The 17,088-nt window shown below is 67.1% G+C and carries 13 protein-coding genes and 2 tRNA genes; 6 read left to right on the forward strand and 9 right to left on the reverse strand.

Translation table 11 applies throughout. The annotated features are described in order from the left end of the window. Positions 1-124 precede the first annotated feature (124 nt). Together AC0662_RS22450 and AC0662_RS22455 are read right to left on the reverse strand one after the other, a co-directional pair. Complete coding sequence (locus AC0662_RS22450) at positions 125-1,537, reverse strand: DUF2252 domain-containing protein (protein ID WP_478302942.1); 1,413 nt, start codon at positions 1,535-1,537, stop codon at positions 125-127. After that, complete coding sequence (locus tag AC0662_RS22455; protein ID WP_478302944.1) at positions 1,537-1,668, reverse strand: DUF7144 family membrane protein; 132 nt, start codon at positions 1,666-1,668, stop codon at positions 1,537-1,539. Before AC0662_RS22455 ends, AC0662_RS22450 begins: the two co-directional genes overlap by 1 nt. 337 nt (positions 1,669-2,005) lie before the next feature. Between AC0662_RS22455 and AC0662_RS22460 the strand changes: the two genes are divergently transcribed. Together AC0662_RS22460 and AC0662_RS22465 are read left to right on the forward strand one after the other, a co-directional pair. Beyond that, positions 2,006-4,357, forward strand: a complete 2,352-nt coding sequence (locus tag AC0662_RS22460; protein ID WP_478302946.1) for an arylsulfatase — start codon at positions 2,006-2,008, stop codon at positions 4,355-4,357. Between the two features lie 32 nt (positions 4,358-4,389). Then, complete coding sequence (locus tag AC0662_RS22465; protein ID WP_478302948.1) at positions 4,390-4,911, forward strand: hypothetical protein; 522 nt, start codon at positions 4,390-4,392, stop codon at positions 4,909-4,911. Positions 4,912-4,956: 45 nt separating this feature from the next. On the opposite strand, the gene AC0662_RS22470 is transcribed toward AC0662_RS22465, so the two are convergent. Continuing rightward, on the reverse strand, positions 4,957-5,220 hold the full coding sequence (locus AC0662_RS22470; RefSeq protein WP_452196365.1) for a hypothetical protein: 264 nt from the start codon (positions 5,218-5,220) through the stop codon (positions 4,957-4,959). Between the two features lie 319 nt (positions 5,221-5,539). Here AC0662_RS22470 and AC0662_RS22475 point away from each other — a divergent pair, with 319 nt between their 5' ends. Beyond that, entirely contained in the window at positions 5,540-8,203 is a 2,664-nt protein-coding gene (locus AC0662_RS22475; protein WP_478302950.1) for a winged helix-turn-helix domain-containing protein, read from the forward strand. Between the two features lie 595 nt (positions 8,204-8,798). Here AC0662_RS22475 and AC0662_RS22480 read toward each other — a convergent pair. The 6 genes from AC0662_RS22480 to gyrB all read right to left on the reverse strand — a co-directional run bounded on the left by AC0662_RS22480 (position 8,799) and on the right by gyrB (position 14,975). Further along, positions 8,799-8,874: transfer RNA gene (locus AC0662_RS22480), tRNA-Ala, on the reverse strand. A gap of 7 nt (positions 8,875-8,881) precedes the next feature. Continuing rightward, on the reverse strand, positions 8,882-9,013 hold the full coding sequence (locus AC0662_RS22485) for a DLW-39 family protein (protein ID WP_387768425.1): 132 nt from the start codon (positions 9,011-9,013) through the stop codon (positions 8,882-8,884). Positions 9,014-9,052: 39 nt separating this feature from the next. Then, a tRNA-Ile gene (locus AC0662_RS22490) sits at positions 9,053-9,126 on the reverse strand. 108 nt (positions 9,127-9,234) lie between these two features. Beyond that, positions 9,235-10,020: a DUF3566 domain-containing protein gene (locus AC0662_RS22495; RefSeq protein WP_478302952.1), complete on the reverse strand. Its 786-nt coding sequence runs from the start codon at positions 10,018-10,020 to the stop codon at positions 9,235-9,237. 128 nt (positions 10,021-10,148) lie between these two features. Next, positions 10,149-12,761 carry a DNA gyrase subunit A gene (gene gyrA, locus AC0662_RS22500; protein WP_478303427.1) on the reverse strand — a complete coding sequence of 871 codons (2,613 nt, stop codon included), beginning with the start codon at positions 12,759-12,761 and terminating at the stop codon, positions 10,149-10,151. Between the two features lie 123 nt (positions 12,762-12,884). After that, complete coding sequence (gene gyrB, locus AC0662_RS22505) at positions 12,885-14,975, reverse strand: DNA topoisomerase (ATP-hydrolyzing) subunit B (protein ID WP_452196362.1); 2,091 nt, start codon at positions 14,973-14,975, stop codon at positions 12,885-12,887. Positions 14,976-15,292: 317 nt separating this feature from the next. Between gyrB and AC0662_RS22510 the strand changes: the two genes are divergently transcribed. Genes AC0662_RS22510 through AC0662_RS22520 form a run of 3 tightly spaced genes read left to right on the forward strand, consistent with a single transcriptional unit; the run spans position 15,293 to position 17,087 of the window. Then, on the forward strand, positions 15,293-15,931 hold the full coding sequence (locus tag AC0662_RS22510; protein ID WP_452196361.1) for a hypothetical protein: 639 nt from the start codon (positions 15,293-15,295) through the stop codon (positions 15,929-15,931). Next, positions 15,928-16,533: a hypothetical protein gene (locus AC0662_RS22515; protein WP_452196360.1), complete on the forward strand. Its 606-nt coding sequence runs from the start codon at positions 15,928-15,930 to the stop codon at positions 16,531-16,533. The genes AC0662_RS22510 and AC0662_RS22515 overlap by 4 nt, the downstream gene beginning before the upstream one ends. Beyond that, entirely contained in the window at positions 16,530-17,087 is a 558-nt protein-coding gene (locus tag AC0662_RS22520; RefSeq protein ID WP_452196359.1) for a hypothetical protein, read from the forward strand. The genes AC0662_RS22515 and AC0662_RS22520 overlap by 4 nt, the downstream gene beginning before the upstream one ends. The last annotated feature ends 1 nt before the right edge of the window (position 17,088 follow it).

The raw sequence follows: 17,088 nt of genomic DNA on the forward strand, positions 1-17,088 counted from the left end.
TGGAGAAGAAGCCGCCGCGAGCAGCCGGCCGCGCGGGCGAACGTCGCGCTCATCAGCAACACGCTGGCCGGCATCCGCACGATTGCTCGCAACCAGGTACGGCGGCCGGAGCGGCGTACGCCCGTCAGACGCCCCGTTTGGCCTCGAGTTTGCCGGATTTCACGGCGTTGGTGAATTCTTCGTAGTCGCGCTCGTTCTGGGCCGCGTAGCGCCGGGAGAAGTCGGTGATCGCGCGGTCGAAGGCGTCGCCGTCGCCGAGGTACTCGCTGATGCTGACCGCGTCGCCGGAGCGGGCGTGGGCCCGGGCCAACGTCCACCCACATAGCTGACCGTAGAACGTGAGCCCTCGCGGGGTCATTTCCTCGACGAGCGCGGAGGCCTTCATGTCGCGCAACTGGCGCCAGTAGAAGTGCCGGTTCTTGTCGAGACCGCGTGTCCAGCCGAGGAAGATATCGCTGGCGGCCTGCATCATCCGTTGCCCAGCGACCACCCGTTCGCCGTGCTGTTGCTTGAAGCGGCTCGCCGGCAGGTGGTCCTCGAGGACCGAGGCGCTGGCCTCCTTGACCTGCAGGAACAGCGGATCGTCTTCGTCGCGGCCCTGCAGCAGAACAATGAAGGCACGGGTTCCGACGCTGCCGACACCGACCACCTTGCGCGCCATGTCGATGATGCGGTACTGCTCGAGGAGGTGACGCCGGTCCTCCTGCAGCGTGGCGCGGTATGCGCGGAACTGGTCTTGGACGGCAGCCTCGATCTGGTCCTGCTTCAGTCCGTACGTCGCGGGAATGTCGCGGAGCGGTACCACGATGGGCGGCTGGCTCACGATGCGGTACTGGCCGTCGGCCAACTCGCCGAGTTTGGACAGCGCCTGCAAGCTGTCGCGCGTCCGCGCCTTCGCCATGACCTTCTTGCTGCGCTTGATCTCCTTGGCGTCCTTCTTCATCTTGGCCTTGGCCCGCTCGGTCGTGAGGATGTCATCCGCATCGAGGCGGGCGTACCAGATGTCCAGAGTGCGCATCTGCGCGAACTCGGCCATCGCCTGCCGGTACGCCGCGACGTTCGCCATCGTGATCGTCTTCACCTCCGACTTCGCGAAGCCGTTGTTCTGCGCGGCGATCGTGAAGCTCGCGGCCATCCGCTCGACGTCGTACTCGAACGGGCCGGGCAGCGTCTCGTCGAAGTCGTTCAGGTCGAACAGCAGGGTCCGCTCGGGCGAGGCGAACCCGCCGAAGTTCGACAGGTGGGCGTCACCGCACAGCTGGACGGTCAGGCCCGCCGTCGGGGTGTCCTTCAGGTCTGCGGCCATGACCTTGGCGGCGCCGCGGTAGAAGGTGAACGGCGAGACCATCATCCGTCCGTGGCGGACCGGAACCAGGTCCGGTTCACGGGTGCGGTTCTGCTCCTCCAGCAGGGCGACGGGGTCCGGCCGGTCGGTAGCCGGTTTCCATCCTTCGTGGCTCGACACCGGGGCGTGGATGCCTGCCTCCTTGCCACGGATGCGGCGTTCGTCGACCGTCAGATGCTCTTTTGCAGCCATCACGTCTCCTTGGACCTAGTCTTCATCTCGCGGCCATGCACGATGACGGCCCAGATGACGACGATGTCGAGAACCACCATCAAGGCGGACCACACCGGGAACGCCGCCAGGAAGGCAACGTTGATCGACATCAGACGAGTACGCCATGGCTGACCCCCTGCACAACAGAACCCTTGATCCAGCGTGCGGGCGCCGCCGGTCGCGCCGCCTCGTCCTGAAGGGGTAGTTGAGCCCGATGCCGCAAGGTGGGTCAGTCGCTGGTCACACGCGGTAGATGTCACAACGCGGAGCGGTGCAGACGGGTACGCCGCGACTACCCGCAGAGGAGCATGTCGCCTGAAACAGCCGCAGTTACCGTGCCAAGGGTCACGTCATAGGCGGGTCCGATGGGACACGAACGAGGGGGCGAGAATGTTGGCCGAGGTAGATCGAACCAGCCTTCCGATCAGGCGTACAACGTTCGCGGGGGTGGCCAATCGGACTTTGGCCGGCTCCGAGCCGGACTGGAACCTGATCGGGCACGCGGCCGCCCCCGACGGCGCCCCGAACGTCCTACTCGTGCTGATCGATGATGCCGGGTTCGGCAATCCGAGCACGTTCGGCGGTCCGATCCAGACACCGAACTACACGCGGATCGCGAACGGCGGTCTGCGCTACAACCGGATGCACGTCACGGCGCTGTGCTCGCCGACCAGGGCGGCCCTGCTGACCGGGCGGAACAACCATGCGGTCGGGTTCGGCTCGGTCGGCGAGTTCGCCGGTGGCTTCCCCGGTTACTCGGCGACCTTGCCTCGTGACTGCGCGCCGTTGCCACGAATCCTTCGGGACAACGGTTACAGTACGGCGGCCTTCGGCAAGTGGCACCTGACGCCGGACGGGCAGCAAGGACCGGCCGGCCCGCTCGACCGGTGGCCGAACGGCTGGGGTTTCGACTACTTCTACGGATTCCTTGGCGGGGGCTCGAGCCAGTGGGACCCGTGTCTGACCGAGAACCAGAAGATCATCGGTGTCCCCAACGAGTTCTACGACGAGGAGAATCCGTACTACTTCCCCGACGCGATGGCCGACAAGACCATCGAGTGGCTGCACGCCGTCCGCGGCCAGGATGCCGAGAAGCCCTTCTTCGCCTACTTCTCGACGGGTTGCAGTCATGCCCCGCATCACGTCCAGCAGGAATGGGCGGATCGCTACAAGGGCCAGTTCGACCAGGGCTGGGACCGCTTGCGCGAGGAGACTTTCGCGCGGCAGAAGGAACTGGGAGTCATCCCGGCAGACGCCGTCCTGACTCCCCGAGATCCGGCGTTCCCGGCGTGGGACGACGTACCCGACAAGCTGAAGCCGTTCTACGCCCGCCAGATGGAGGTGTACGCCGGTTACTCGGAAAACGCCGACCACAACGTCGGGCGGGTGATCGACGCGGTCGATGAACTGGGCGAGCTCGACAACACGTTGATCATCTGGATCTGGGGTGACAACGGCGCCAGCATGGAAGGGACCGTCACCGGCTCGTTCAACGAGCTGACGATGCAGAACGGCATCCCGCTCAGCGACGAGATGCAGGTGCAGCTCTCCGAGCGGTACGGGGGTGTCGCCGCGTGGAGCACGCCGATGATGGCACCGCACTACGGGGCAGCCTGGGCGTGGGCGGGGAATACCCCGTTCCAGTGGGGCAAGCAGGTCGGCTCGCATCTCGGCGGGACGCGCAACCCGATGGTGATGCACTGGCCGGACCGCATCACCGGCGACGGCCTTCGCTCGCAGTTCACTCACGTGATCGACATCGCCCCGCTGATCCTCGACGTGACCGGGATCCCCGAGCCAAGGACCGTCGACGGGATCGAGCAGGAGCCCATGCACGGTACGTCGTTCGCGGCATCGCTCACCGATGAGTCCGCAGCCGAACACCGAACCCAGCAATACTTCGAAACCATCGGCAACCGGGCGATGTACAAGGACGGCTGGTGGCTGGCGATGAAGACCGAACGGATCCCGTGGGTGGTCACTCCCGAGGCGCTCAAGCCCTACGCGCCTGGCGTATGGGACCCGGACGCCGGCCCGAGCGAGCTGTATTACCTGCCTGACGACTTCACCCAGGCAAAGGACGTGGCTGCCGACCATCCGGACAAGGTGAAAGACCTCAAGGAGCTGTTCTGGCACGAGGCCGAGCAGTACAAGGTCCTGCCGCTGCTCGCCACGCTGTCGACGTTCTTCGGCATGCTGCCGCCACTGCCTGAGCAGACGAAGTTCGAGTTCCGGGGCGACGTACAGAACGTGATGTCCGGGATGATCCCGCGGATCTACAACCGTTCCTACGCGATCCAGGCCGACCTGGTCGTCCCCGAGGGTGGCGCCGAAGGCGTGATCGTTGCCGAGGGCGACCACCTCGGTGGATTCTCGCTGTATGTCAAGGACGGCCGGCTGACGCACAGCTATTCGATGATGGGCGTGTTCTTGTTCAAGCAGGTCGCCGACGAAGCGTTGCCCACCGGTGCGGTGACGGTCCGGATGGAGTTCGACGCCGACGAGGCCAAGCCGGCGACCGGCGGCGATGTCACCCTGTTCGTCGACGATCGCCCGGTCGGCAAGGGCCGCATGGACCACACCGTGCCGATCCGGTTCTCCGGCTATGCGGGCCTGGACATCGGCCGCGACAACGGCGGCGTGGTCGACCTCAGCTACGAGAGCCAGAAGCCGTTCCCGTTCACCGGGACGGTCAAGAAGGTTGTCTTCGACGTCAAACCGCACCCGACCGCCGACGACGAGATGACCATCCACGCTTCCGAGCAACGCGGACAGACCGCGCACGGCCTGTCCGGGTGACGCGCGGGACTGTGCCAGAGGAGGAGATCGCGATGGGGCTTGATCACGAGACCACCGACGTACTCATCGGCGGGTATCTGTCCGTCGATGCCGCGCAGGAGGATTACGAGGCGGCTTTGAACTGCGGCGAGCGTCTGTGGGGCGCTGTCGTGGTGAGCAAGGACCTCGAGGGCAAGGTGTCGGTCGAGCAGACCGACCACATGGTCAAGGAGGGTGCCGCCGGGCTTGCCGCCGTGGGATTCGCGGTCGGACTGTTCGCGCCACCCCTGCTCGCGGCGACCGCGATCGGAGGCGCCGTCGGAGCGGTCGGTGGAAAGGCCCTGCACAAGAGGACGAACAGCAAGCTCGAACAGCAGGCCGGTGACACGATCCCCATCGGTGGCGCTGGTCTGATTCTCGCCTACCCGCACAAGGCCGCGGGCGTGGTCGAACCCGTGGTGACACGAGCGATCAAGCACGTCGTCGGCGAGGCCGAGGGCCACCACGTCAAGGCTCTCAAGGCTGCGTTGGCCGACGCCCAGCAGAAGATGGCCGCCGCCGAAGAGGACGGCTGACGAACAGGTTCTGGCCGAGCGCGAGGTCGGGCTCCGATCTCGCGCTCACGGCCGCGGAAGGACGTCCCCTTCTTCGCGGCTTCCGTCCGTATCGGTCGCCCTCCGGCGCACCTCGACCACCTTGACACCAAGGGCGTTGAGAACGTCCAGCAGCCCCACCAACGCGGACTGATCCGGAGTGTTCGCCCGGATCAGCGTGGAGATCGGCTCGGTCGTCGTGAAGACTCTGCCGACCTCGGCGTCGAGTTCGGACCGGATGGTGTCACTCAGCCGGCCGACGACCCGGACCTCGTAGACCCAACTGGTCATACCTGCCACCTCGGCTGTCGGAGCTCTCTTCTGTTCCAGCGTCGTGGCGCTCCGCAGCACGCACATCATCTACATCGGATAGTCGGGTCCGTCAAAGAGTACGCAGCCACGTTGCGCGTAGTCTGAGGTAAGAACGGCCGTGGGGGCGGCCGGAGGTGGGGGGCTGAAGTGAACACTTCAGAGTTCGGAACCGATGCGGGGGGTGACCTCTGCGATGAGTGCCGAGGGCGCAACGCAAGAGCCGTCTAGTGCGCAGAGGCCGGTCGATCGCCCAGCGACACCGCTGCCGTCGGTGGACTTGTTGGGCAGCAAGCTTGCAATGCCCCAGTTGCCGTCCGGCCTGGTGGTCCGCCCACGGCTTGTGGACAGGCTGGAGGAAGGGACCACCGGGCGCATCACACTCGTGAGCGCGGGAGCCGGCTGGGGAAAGACGAGCCTTGTCGCCAGCTGGGCCGCGACGCGATCTGCGGCGCAGCGAGTGGCCTGGTTGTCGCTGGATTCGTTCGACAACGACCCGGTCCTGTTCTGGTCGTACGTCGCCGCGGCGGTTCACGGCAGTGGCGCGGCCCAGAGCGAGGCGCTCGGAGCGCTGATGATCAGACCGCCGGTCGGTCCTGACGTCCTGCGACGCATCATCCTGGAGCTGTCACAGCTACGGCGCCCATTGACCCTCGTCCTCGATGACTTCGGCGAGATCCGCAATCCGGAAATTCTGAACGGTATCGCCGACCTACTACGCCATCCCTTGCCGCTCCACCTGGTGGTCATCACTCGCTACGATCCGCGCCTGCACCTGAACCGGCTCCGCCTCGACAGCGTCCTCAACGAGGTACGCGCGGAGGATCTGGCGTTCACGGAGTCCGAATCCGCCGAACTCCTGGCGCGCGCGGGAGTGGACCTGCCGCCCGCGCTGAGCAGCCGCATCCTGGATCGGACCGAAGGATGGGCGGCCGGACTTCGGCTGGCGGCGATGTTCGCGGCCACCCGAGCAGAGGCCGATCACCTCGAGGAGTTCACCGGGACCGAGGCGAGCGTCGCGGAGTACCTCTTCGACGAAGTCCTCGCAGCCGTGCCCGAGGAGCGCCGCCGCTTCCTGCTGCGAACCAGCGTCGCGGACCGCCTCTGCGCCGATCTGGCCGATCTGCTCAGTGGCCGCACGGGAAGTCAGCGAGAACTCGAAGGCTTGGAAGAATCGAACGCGTTCGTGATGGCCCTCGGAGCGGACCGTCACTGGTTCCGGTACCACCGGCTGCTCGTCGACCTGCTGCGTCATCGACTGCTCCTGGACGAGCCGGAGCTGGCCGGCGAGCTGCACCGACGTGCCGCACGGTGGTTCGCGGGCCACGGAGAGGCGATCGAGGCTGTCCGGCACGCGGTTCGGGTGCACGACTGGCAATTGGTCGGAGAGCTGATGGTGAACGGCGCCGCCATGCGTGCGCTGTCGGCGGAACGGCAGGCGTTCGCGGCGCTCCTGGCGCAGATCCCCGTCGCGGAGCTGCACACCAGCGCGGAGCTGCGGGTAAGCGCCGCGATTGCCTGCTTCATCGCCCGTGACTACGCCGGATTCGGCAGTCACGTCGCGCACGCGCGAGCCTTGCTGAACGAGTGCGACGAGGACGCCCGCAGATCGGTCGAACTGTTCCTTTGCGTGGCCGACCTCGTGCTGAGCCGCGTTCAGGGCAGCGCCCGGGACTTGATCGCGGCCTCCGGGCAGCTGCTGTGGTGGCTGTCCGACAACGAGATGGCGCGCTTGCCTGCCGCGTCGATGTACGAGGCGCCGGCGTTGAGCAATTTCGGAGTGGGGCTTGTCTGGTCGGCCAACGTCGACGATGCGGAGCAGGCGCTGCGGGAGTCGCTGGGCATGGCCGCCACCACGAGAACCGATCTCACCGGAGTGAACAGCCTTGGTTATCTGGCGCTCATCGAGTGGGAGCGGGGAAATCTGCGGGCCGCGCACGCGGCGGCCGCTCAGGCTCTGGAGATCATCGAGCAGCGGGGCTGGACCGAACTCGCCCAAGCCATCGTCGTCTATCTGGTGCTGTCCCGGATCGAGTTGGAACGAAACCACCCGGAGACCGCGGAGGCGTTCATCAACGCAGGCCTGGCCGCCGAGCGCAACGATCCGGACCGCACGCCGTACCCCGCGCTGCGCGCTACCGAGGCGCGTTTGCGGCTCGCGGCCGGGCAGGTCGATCAGGCCGAGGATCTGATGGCTGCCTTGGGCTCCGAGTTCCAGGACGATGCGATGGCACCGCTCGCCGGACGGTGGGCCACGGTGATTCGGGCCGAGATCGAGCTGGCCCAGCGACGCCCGGATCTCGCCGAGAGGCGCCTGCACTCACTGCTCGCCGTTCCGGACGCGATCGACGGCCTGGCCGCGCACCATCACTCAGGCTCCGCGGGTCTTGACGAGGCCAGGCTTTGCCTGGCGCGGGCCGAGCACGAACTCGGCCATCTGACAGCAGCCGAGGAGATCCTGTCGCCGCTGCGAGAGCGAAGCCCGAACAAGGTCATCAAGGCCCACGCGTGGCTCGTCACCGCCGTGGTGGCAGACAGCCAGCGGATGGACCATCGAGCTCTCGTCGCTGTCGACCACGCATTGACCATCGCCGAGCCCGAGGACATCCGACGCCCGTTCGTCGCACTCGGCAGTGGCCGGCCACAGACTCTTCTCCGGCACCGGCGACAGCTCGGGGGCGAGCGGGAGCCGGCCGACCGCGACTTCGTCGACGCCCTGCTAGAGGACACCGGCTCGGCCAACCACGCCGCCACCGGCCCACCGCCGCTCGACGAGCCCCTGACGGATCGCGAGCACGTCGTCCTCAGCCACCTCGCGACCCTCGACACCGCCAAGGAGATCGCCGGCGAACTGTTCGTCTCGGTCAACACGGTGAAGGCCCACGCCCACTCCGTCTACCGCAAACTCGCAGTCCACAACCGCCGCGACGCAGTCCGCCGAGCCCGCGACCTCGGCCTTCTCTGATATTTCCCACGTGACCACGCCGTCCGTCGGCGCTGTGAAACAAGGTCAATGGCCGGTAGTGGCTTCGATCGCCTCTCGGATGATGTCGGCGTGACCGTTGTGCCGCGCGGTCATACTGCCCGACCCGTGCGTCGGCCGTCTCATCGGGGCCAACACGAAACTCCGCCTCCTGATCATCGCCGGCCCGCCGGCGCCTCCTCGTCAAGCCCTTCCAACTTCCGAAGCAGAGTGGCGCGGTGCGATCTGCAGCTCGACAGGAGGTGCCGGCCAGGGGGTAGTGCAGTCGAGCGTGAACCAGTCTGCGCGTACGGCGTCTCGCGGGTGCACTACCTGTCCGCCTGCAGACTCTTCACCCCACGGAGAGCCCGGCCAGCGGCACGCCGGCCAACCACCCGCTCCCGTTCACTCCCAGACCCACATCGGGTCGAAGCGCCGGATAACCCCCAACACCAGTGGATATCCGGCTGTCCTGACGCGACGCGCTCCGAGTCGGTGCGGGGCACAGAACGAACATCGGCGGGGGCGGTGCGTCCACCGGCGGGGCGTCGGCGGGCGACGTGGGCCGGGAATCGCGCTCTGACCTGCGTGAACGCTTTGGTGGAGACGAGGGGACTTGAACCCCTAACCCCTGCCTTGCAAAGGCAGTGCTCTGCCAGTTGAGCTACGCCCCCGTGAGGGTCAGCGACCCGGGGTGACCGAGTCGACGGCCTCGGCCCAGAGGTCCTTGTCGGCGCGGGACTGCTGGGTCTTCTTGTAGGCGAAGTATCCACCGATGCCGGCCAGCAGCACCAGCAGGATCTTTCTCAGCACTGGAGACTCCTCGGATCGGACTTCACACTTCTGTGAGGGTGGGCCTAACTGGACTTGAACCAGTGACCTCTGCCTTATCAGGGCAGCGCTCTAACCGTCTGAGCTATAGGCCCGCATACTGCGGTGTCGAACCCGGGAGAGATTACCGCACCAAGTGCCCTACTCCCAAACCGGTTCCGGCCGGACCCGCGAGAGGCCCGGCCGGACCAGGAAATGCCAGGTCAGTCCTCCGACGCCAGCGTGACTTCGAGGCCGCCGAGGAGCGTGGCGGCGATGTTGTAGAGGAAGGATCCGAGGGTCGCGAGCGCCGTGATGATCAGCACGTCGGCGCAGGCGAGCAGGGTGGTGAATCCCATCACCTTGCCGGTGTTGATGTAGTTCTCGACCCGGAACGGCTCGCCGGTCGGCGTACCGAGGACTTCCTGGACCGTCGAGTTGATGTTGTCGAAGACGCCCGCGGCGCCGATCGCGGACCAGACGATGAAGACCGCGACCCAGGTGACGATCCCGAAGGCGATGGACAGCAGGAACGCCGTCTTCATCACCGACCACGGGTCGATCCGGGACATCCGCAGGCGCGCCTTGCGGGTCTGGTGCCGGCTGGAGGCCTTGGCGTCCTTCTCGGCCTTGGCGTCCTTCTCGGCGACCCGGGCCTGCTTGGCCTCGTTCCGCTCGGACTTGTCGGGCTTGGAGGCCTTGACCGCGTTGGCCTTGTCAAGCACCGCCTGACGGGCCGCGTTCATCCGGTCACCGAGCGACTCGGTCTTCGATTCGGTCTCGCCGTACGCCGCTGCTCCGGCCGCCGGTGCTGCGGCGGCCGCGGGGGCGGCTCCGGGTGACCACGGCTGCTCCGGCCGGCCAGGGGTACTCGGGGCCGGGCGGCCGCCGGGCTGCTGGCGGGCCGGGGCGCCAGCTCCTGGGGTGCCCGGGCGCGGCTGTGGGCGGTACTCGGACGGCCGTTGGCCGTTCGGCGTACCGGACCTCTGCTGGCCGTTGGCGTTGGGCACGCCATTGGAACGACCGTTGGAAGCCGGGTTGGCCGGGGCGGCAGACGGCTTCCCACCCGGCGCGGTGCGCTGGGGGTTGGAGCCGTCGGCCGCACCTTCAGGCCATGTCGGCCTCGCGCGGTTGGTCATCAGTCACCCTCCTGGCCGGCATCGTCGCTTTCGACGGTAGCCGCGCCGTCCACGTCCGTCGAACGTTGCTCATCATTCTGGACGCTCTCAGAGGTGGATTCGGTTGTCGGTCCGTCCACATTGTGGGCACCATTCGCGACAGTACCCGCCTCGGCCGCCTCTGATTCCTCCTCGGCGGCTACTTCCTCGCCGACGACGGTCAGATCGGTGTTCCGGGCGATCGCGACCACCGCGTCGGACTCGCCGACGCCGGCGAACCGGACGCCCATCGTGTCGCGGCCCTTGACCGGGACGCTGTCGACCCGGCTGCGGACGACCTGGCCGCTGGCCTTGATCGCGAGCACCTGGTCCTCGTCGACGACGATGATCGCGCCGACCAGCGAGCCGCGCTCGTCGTTCAGCTTCACCGCCTTGATGCCGAGACCGCCACGGCCCTGCTGCCGGTACTCCGAGACTCGCGAACGCTTCGCGTACCCGGCATCGGTCACGGTGAAGACGAACTGGGTGTCCTCGTCCGCGCCGGCCCGGATCACCGACATCGACAGCAGCTCGTCACCGGAGCGGAACTTCATCCCGGTTACGCCCGAGGTGGCCCGGCCCATCGGCCGCAGCTGGTCGTCGTTCGCGGTGAAGCGGATCGACTGGCCCTTGCGGGACACCAGCAGCAGGTCGTCCTCGGCGGTGGCCAGGTCAGCGCCGATCAGCTCGTCGTCCTCCTCGCGGAAGTTGACGGCGATGATGCCGCTCTGCCGCGCCGAGTCGTAGTCGCGCAGCGCCGTCTTCTTGACCAGGCCCTTCTTGGTGGCGAGCACCAGGTAGTCGGACTGGTCGTAGTCGCGCAGCGTCAGGACCTGCGCGATCTCCTCGTCCGGCTGGAACGAGAGCAGGCCGGCGACATGCGAGCCCTTGGCGTCCCGGGCGGACTCGGGCAGCTGCCACACCTTGGCCCGGTAGACCCGGCCCTTGGTGGTGAAGAACAGCATCCAGTGGTGGTTCGTGGTGGCGAAGAAGTGGTTGATCTCGTCCTCGGCCCGGAGCTGGGCGCCGCGGACACCCTTGCCGCCGCGGTTCTGCGTCCGGTAGAGGTCGGTCTTGGTCCGCTTCGCGTACCCGCCCCGCGAGATCGTGACCACGACCTCCTCGTCCGGCACCAGGTCCTGCACCGAGAGGTCGCCGTCGGCCGCGATGATCTCGGTACGCCGCTCGTCGCCGTACCGCTCGACGATCTCGCTGAGCTCGTCCTTGACGATCGTCCGCTGCCGCTCCGGGCTGGCCAGGATGTCCTCGAGGTCGGCGATGATCGCCTCGAGCTCCTGCAAGCGCTCGATGATCTTCTGCCGCTCCAGGGCGGCCAGCCGGCGCAGCTGCATGTCCAGGATCGCCTGCGCCTGGATCTCGTCGATGTCGAGCAGCTGGATCAGGCCGGTGCGCGCCTCGTCCACGTCGGGGCTGCGCCGGATCAGCGCGATCACCTCGTCGAGGGCGTCCAGCGCCTTCACGTACCCGCGGTAGATGTGCGCGTTCTTCTCGGCCTCACGCAGGCGGTAGCGGGTCCGCCGCTGGACGACCTCGATCTGGTGGTCGATCCAGTGCTTGATGAACAGGTCAACGCTCAGCGTCCGCGGTACACCGTCGACGAGCGCGAGCATGTTGCACCCGAAGGTGTCCTGCAGCGGCGTGTGCTTGTAGAGGTTGTTCAGTACGACACGCGGCTGAGCGTCCCGCTTCAGGACGACCACCAGGCGCTGACCGGTCCGGGACGAGCTGTCGTCGCGGATGTCGGCGATGCCGCTCATCTTGCCGGTGTTGACCAGCTCGGCGATCTTCAGCGCCAGGTTGTCCGGGTTGACCATGTACGGCAGCTGGGTGACGACCAGGCTGGTGCGGCCCTTGGCGTCCTCCTCGATGTCGACGACCGCGCGCATCGTGACCGAGCCCCGACCGGTGCGGTACGCGTCGTCGATGCCCTTGTAGCCGACGATCAGCGCGCCGTTCGGGAAGTCGGGGCCCTTGATGTTCTGCAGGCAGGCCTCGAGCAGCTCCTCGCGGCTCGCGTCCGGGTGCTCGAGCGCCCAGTCGACCGCGGCCGCGACCTCACGCAGGTTGTGCGGCGGGATGTTCGTCGCCATCCCGACCGCGATCCCGGACGAGCCGTTCACCAGCAGGTTCGGGAAGCGGGCCGGCAGGATCACCGGCTCCTGCGACTTGCCGTCGTAGTTCGGCCGGAAGTCGACGGTCTCCTGGTCGATGTCGCGGACCATCTCCATCGCCAGCGGCGCCATCCGGCACTCGGTGTACCGCATCGCGGCCGCCGGGTCGTTACCGGGAGAACCGAAGTTGCCCTGGCCCTGGATCAGTGGCGCCCGCATCACCCACGGCTGCGCGAGCCGGACCAGGGTGTCGTAGATCGCCGAGTCGCCGTGCGGGTGGTACTGACCCATGACGTCACCGACGACGCGGGAACACTTGTTGAAACCGCGGTCCGGCCGGTACCCGCCGTCGTACATCGCGTAGAGGATGCGGCGGTGCACCGGCTTCAGGCCGTCGCGGACCTCGGGCAGCGCGCGGCCGACGATGACGGCCATCGCGTAGTCGAGGTACGACTGCTGCATCTCAGTCTGCAGGTCGAGTGGCTCGACCCGGTCGTGGCCCGGCGAGGTGGGGGTCTCGGTCATGAAAAAGTCCCGTTCAGATCAGTACGTCGGTGAGCAGCGAGATCAGATGTCGAGCCGGCTCTAGATGTCGAGGAAGCGGACGTCCTTGGCGTTGCGCTGGATGAAGCTGCGCCGTGCCTCGATGTCGTCGCCCATCAGTGTCTGGAACGTCTCGTCCGCGCGGATCGCGTCGTCGAGGGTGATCTGCAGCAGCACCCGGTTGGCCGGGTCCATCGTGGTGTCCCACAGCTCGTTCGCGTTCATCTCGCCCAGACCCTTGTAGCGCTGGATCGGGTTCTCCTTGGGTAGCTTCTTGCCCGCCTCGTGGCCGGCCTCGAGCAGACCGTCGCGCTCCCGATCGGTGTACGCGAGCTCGTCGGGCTGGTTGCTCCAGCGGATCTTGTACAGCGGCGGCTGCGCGGCGTACACGTGCCCGCGCTCGATCAGCGGCCGCATGAACCGGAACAACAGGGTCAGCAGCAGGGTCCGGATGTGCTGGCCGTCGACGTCGGCGTCGGCCATGATCACGATCTTGTGGTACCGCAGCTTCTCCTCGTCGAAGTCCTCGTGGATACCGGTACCGAGCGCGGAGATGATCGCCTGGACCTCGTTGTTCTGCAGGACCTTGTCGATCCGGGCCTTCTCGACGTTCAGGATCTTGCCCCGGATCGGCAGGATGGCCTGGAACTTCGGGTCCCGGCCGCCCTTCGCGGAGCCACCGGCCGAGTCACCCTCGACGATGTAGACCTCGCACTCCTCCGGGTTGGTCGACTGGCAGTCGGCCAGCTTGCCGGGGAGGCCGCCGCCACCGAGCAGACCCTTGCGGTTGCGGGCCAGGTCGCGGGCCTTGCGGGCCGCGATCCGGGCGCTCGCCGCGGCGGACGCCTTGCGGATGATCTCCCGGCCCTCGGCCGGGTTCTGCTCGAACCAGGCGCCGAGCTTGTCGTTGACGACCCGCTGGACGAAACCCTTGACCTCGGTGTTGCCGAGCTTGGTCTTGGTCTGGCCCTCGAACTGCGGCTCGGCCAGCTTGACCGAGATGATCGCGGTCAGGCCCTCCCGGATGTCGTCACCGGTAAGCCTGTCCTCCTTCTTCTTGATCATCCCCTGGTCCTCGCCGAACCCGTTCACCAGCGAGGTCAGCGCGGCCCGGAAGCCCTCCTCGTGGGTGCCGCCCTCGTGGGTGTTGATCGCGTTCGCGAAGGTGTGCACGGACTCCTGGAACGAGCCGCTCCACTGCAGCGCGACCTCGAGACTCATGCTGTCGTCGGCGGTGGCCGCCTCGAACGAGATCACGTCCCGGTGCACGGTCTCGCGGATCCCGGTCAGGTACTTCACGTAGTCGACCAGACCGTCGGCGTACCGGAAGGACTGCTCCAGCGGGTTGCCGTCCTCGTCGAGGTGGTCGGGGCGCTCGTCCCGGATCACCAGCTCGAGGCCCTTGTTCAGGAACGCGTACTCGCGGAAGCGGGTGGCCAGCGTCTCGTAGGAGTACGTCGTGGTCTCGAACACGTCCGGGCTGGCCCAGAACGTGATCGTCGTACCGTTCGAGTCCGAGGTGCCGATCTCGGCCAGGTCCTCGTCCGGGTTACCCATCGTGAACGTCTGCGTGTACAGCTTGCCGCCGGTCTTGACGTCGACCTGGAGCCGGGTGGACAGCGCGTTCACGACCGAGACGCCGACGCCGTGCAGACCGCCGGACACCTTGTAACCGCCGCCGCCGAACTTGCCGCCGGCGTGCAGCACGGTCAGCACGACCGTGACGGCCGGCTTGCCCTCGGACTCGACGATGCCGACCGGGATACCACGGCCGTTGTCCTCGACCCGGACCCCGCCGTCGGCGAGCAGCGTCACGACGATGCTGTCGCCGTACCCGGCCATCGCCTCGTCGACCGCGTTGTCGACCACCTCGGTGACCAGGTGGTGCAGACCCCGCTCACCGGTGGACCCGATGTACATGCCCGGTCGCTTGCGGACCGCGTCCAGACCCTCCAGGACCTGGATGGCGCTCGCGTCGTACTCCCGCTCGACGACCGACGACGGAATCGCGTCCAGGTCGGGTGCGGGGGTATCGCTGGGGCCGATGGGGTCGGCGGACTGGTTGGCGTCGATCTCGATCGGCTCGTCGGTCACCGGTGGTTGTCCTCCTCGGACCCCGCGTTCGCGAGGCATCGCGGCACAGTAGAGCCGCCCTCTACGGTGATTGCAAAGGCGCGGCTCGCTCTACACCGTTCATTCTACCCGTCGACCGAAGCAGAACCTGCCACCAGGCGCCTGAAACTCGGGTCAGGGCGTCTTTTCTCCCTCATCGCCATGTCCCCTCTCGCGGGTGGGGGGCCGAAAAGCGCTCACGGCCTCTCAGTGGCCTTCGGGTGTTTCGCGGCTGACCCTTTCCGTCACCGACCGGTCCAGACCGCTGAACAGGCCTCCCGACGGCCCGGGGACGAGCGGTGCCCGGCGCGCACCCACCGACCTCTAGGATCGCTGCCGTGGAAAGTCTCGACGAGGTCATCGATGCGATGATCGCCGACCGGGTGATCCACCGGCACCGGCGGATCTGGTTGCTGGTGATCGCCCTCGTCGTAGTGGCCGCGCTGATCGTCCTCGCCACCGGCGGCTGGAAGGAGAAGAAGGGCCGTACGGTTCCGACTCTCACCGCGCCGGCAACGGTCACCGCCGGCCGCTTCGAATACAACATCACCAAGGCCGTCATCGTCCGGAAACCGAAGGGCGAGTACTCCGACGCCGAGACCACGCTGCAGCTCTCCCTGGACGCGAAGAACATCGACTCCGAGAAGCAGGAGAGCACCCGGATCGACCCGTCTCTCTTCCGGCTCGTCCCGGGCGGTGGCGCCGACCTCGTGGAGGCCGACAGCGCGACCTGCAAGGACGACCGGATCGGCTGGCGCCTGGTCTACGGGTTGCCGCCGGAGTCGTGCACGGTGAAGTTCAAGGTCGAACCGGACTTCACCGCCGACGAGATCGAGATCGGCGTACTGCAAGAGCACTTCGTGGGCGACAACGCGGCGCTGGGTGCGAACGACGATCCGTACTGGCACTCGGAGGACGCGGCCGCCGTCGTCCGGATGAAGCCCGAGGTCATCGTCGACAAGGGGGGCGACAAGTGAAGCTGTACCGCCCCGCGACCATCCTGGTCGGCCTGCTCTTCGTTCTGATCGGCGGAATCACCCGCTTGGCCGCCCCGGAGAACGTGTACGAGGAGCAGAACCTCAAGATCGTGCACGGAACGATCGGCGAGTCCCTCGAGTACGCCGGTAGCGGGTCGACCGTGAAGGTGAACCGGATCAAGTTCGCCCGGTCGCTGCTGGACAGCAATGACACCGACGACAAGAAGGCCGTCGAGACCAACGGTGTCTTCGTCGCGATCGAGTGGGACACGGTCCGCGGAGTGCAGAAGCCCGGCGGGTTCGACGAGACCCTGACCACGGACGGCGGCAGCATCTACGTACCGGTCGAGGGCGTGGACAGCAGCGACTTCGGCTTCCCGGACGCCGGCTTCGCGCGCACCGGCACGCTCGTGTTCGAGGTGAACCCGGCCGACATGACCAACCTCACCCTGAGGATCCGCCCGTCACTGTTCTTCAACGTCTACAGCTCCGAGGTGCGGGTCGACCTCGGCATTCCGACCGACGGGATCGCCCAGCAGATGGTGGACGGCGCCGAGCCGCAGTACGTCGTCGGCAAGTCCGAGACCCGGGTGGCATCGTGAAGCTCACGGGCCGGGTGTCCCGGCTGGCCGTCCAGGTCTCGCTGCTGGTGTCGCTGGCCGGCGTCGGCTCGTTCGTGATGCTGAAGCCCTACCTGGACGACGACGAGAGCATCTACAAGCAGGGCCGGATCGACACAGTCATCAGCCAGGGACCGGTGACGGTCGCGCACGTCGAGTGGAAGCTCGACTCGTTGAAGGCGTACGCCACGCTGCTGAACGACGAGGGCGAGGCGATCGAGCTCGGCGGCCCGGCCGGCTCGATCGCGGTCGTGGCGACGATGACCGTGACACCGCGCGACGGCATCTTCCTGAAGGACAAGGGTTTCAGCTGCGACGCGGTACTCCGGGATACCAAGGGCAACACGTGGGACAACGAGCAGGCGTACGGTTACCCGTTGCCGACGTACTGCAGCGATGACGACCACCCGTTCACGATGAACAAGTCGCAGCAGATCGCGCAGGTCTTCATCGTGCCGAAGTCCGCCGTACCGAATCTGACCGGTGTGACCGTAGAGGACTTCAGCGAGCACCGGCGGGTACTGATCACCCCGTGAG

It is taken from the genome of Kribbella sp. NPDC043289 (assembly GCF_056436705.1).

Excerpts from the sequence above, each read along its gene's own strand:
- AC0662_RS22465 (WP_478302948.1), top strand. The coding sequence starts at position 4,390 with ATGGGGCTTGATCACGAGACCACCGACGTACTCATCGGCGGGTATCTG.
- gyrA (WP_478303427.1), bottom strand. The coding sequence starts at position 12,761 with ATGCAGCAGTCGTACCTCGACTACGCGATGGCCGTCATCGTCGGCCGC.
- AC0662_RS22450 (WP_478302942.1), bottom strand. The coding sequence starts at position 1,537 with ATGGCTGCAAAAGAGCATCTGACGGTCGACGAACGCCGCATCCGTGGC.
- AC0662_RS22470 (WP_452196365.1), bottom strand. The coding sequence starts at position 5,220 with ATGACCAGTTGGGTCTACGAGGTCCGGGTCGTCGGCCGGCTGAGTGAC.
- gyrB (WP_452196362.1), bottom strand. The coding sequence starts at position 14,975 with ATGCCTCGCGAACGCGGGGTCCGAGGAGGACAACCACCGGTGACCGAC.
- AC0662_RS22475 (WP_478302950.1), top strand. The coding sequence starts at position 5,540 with ATGCCCCAGTTGCCGTCCGGCCTGGTGGTCCGCCCACGGCTTGTGGAC.
- AC0662_RS22455 (WP_478302944.1), bottom strand. The coding sequence starts at position 1,668 with ATGTCGATCAACGTTGCCTTCCTGGCGGCGTTCCCGGTGTGGTCCGCC.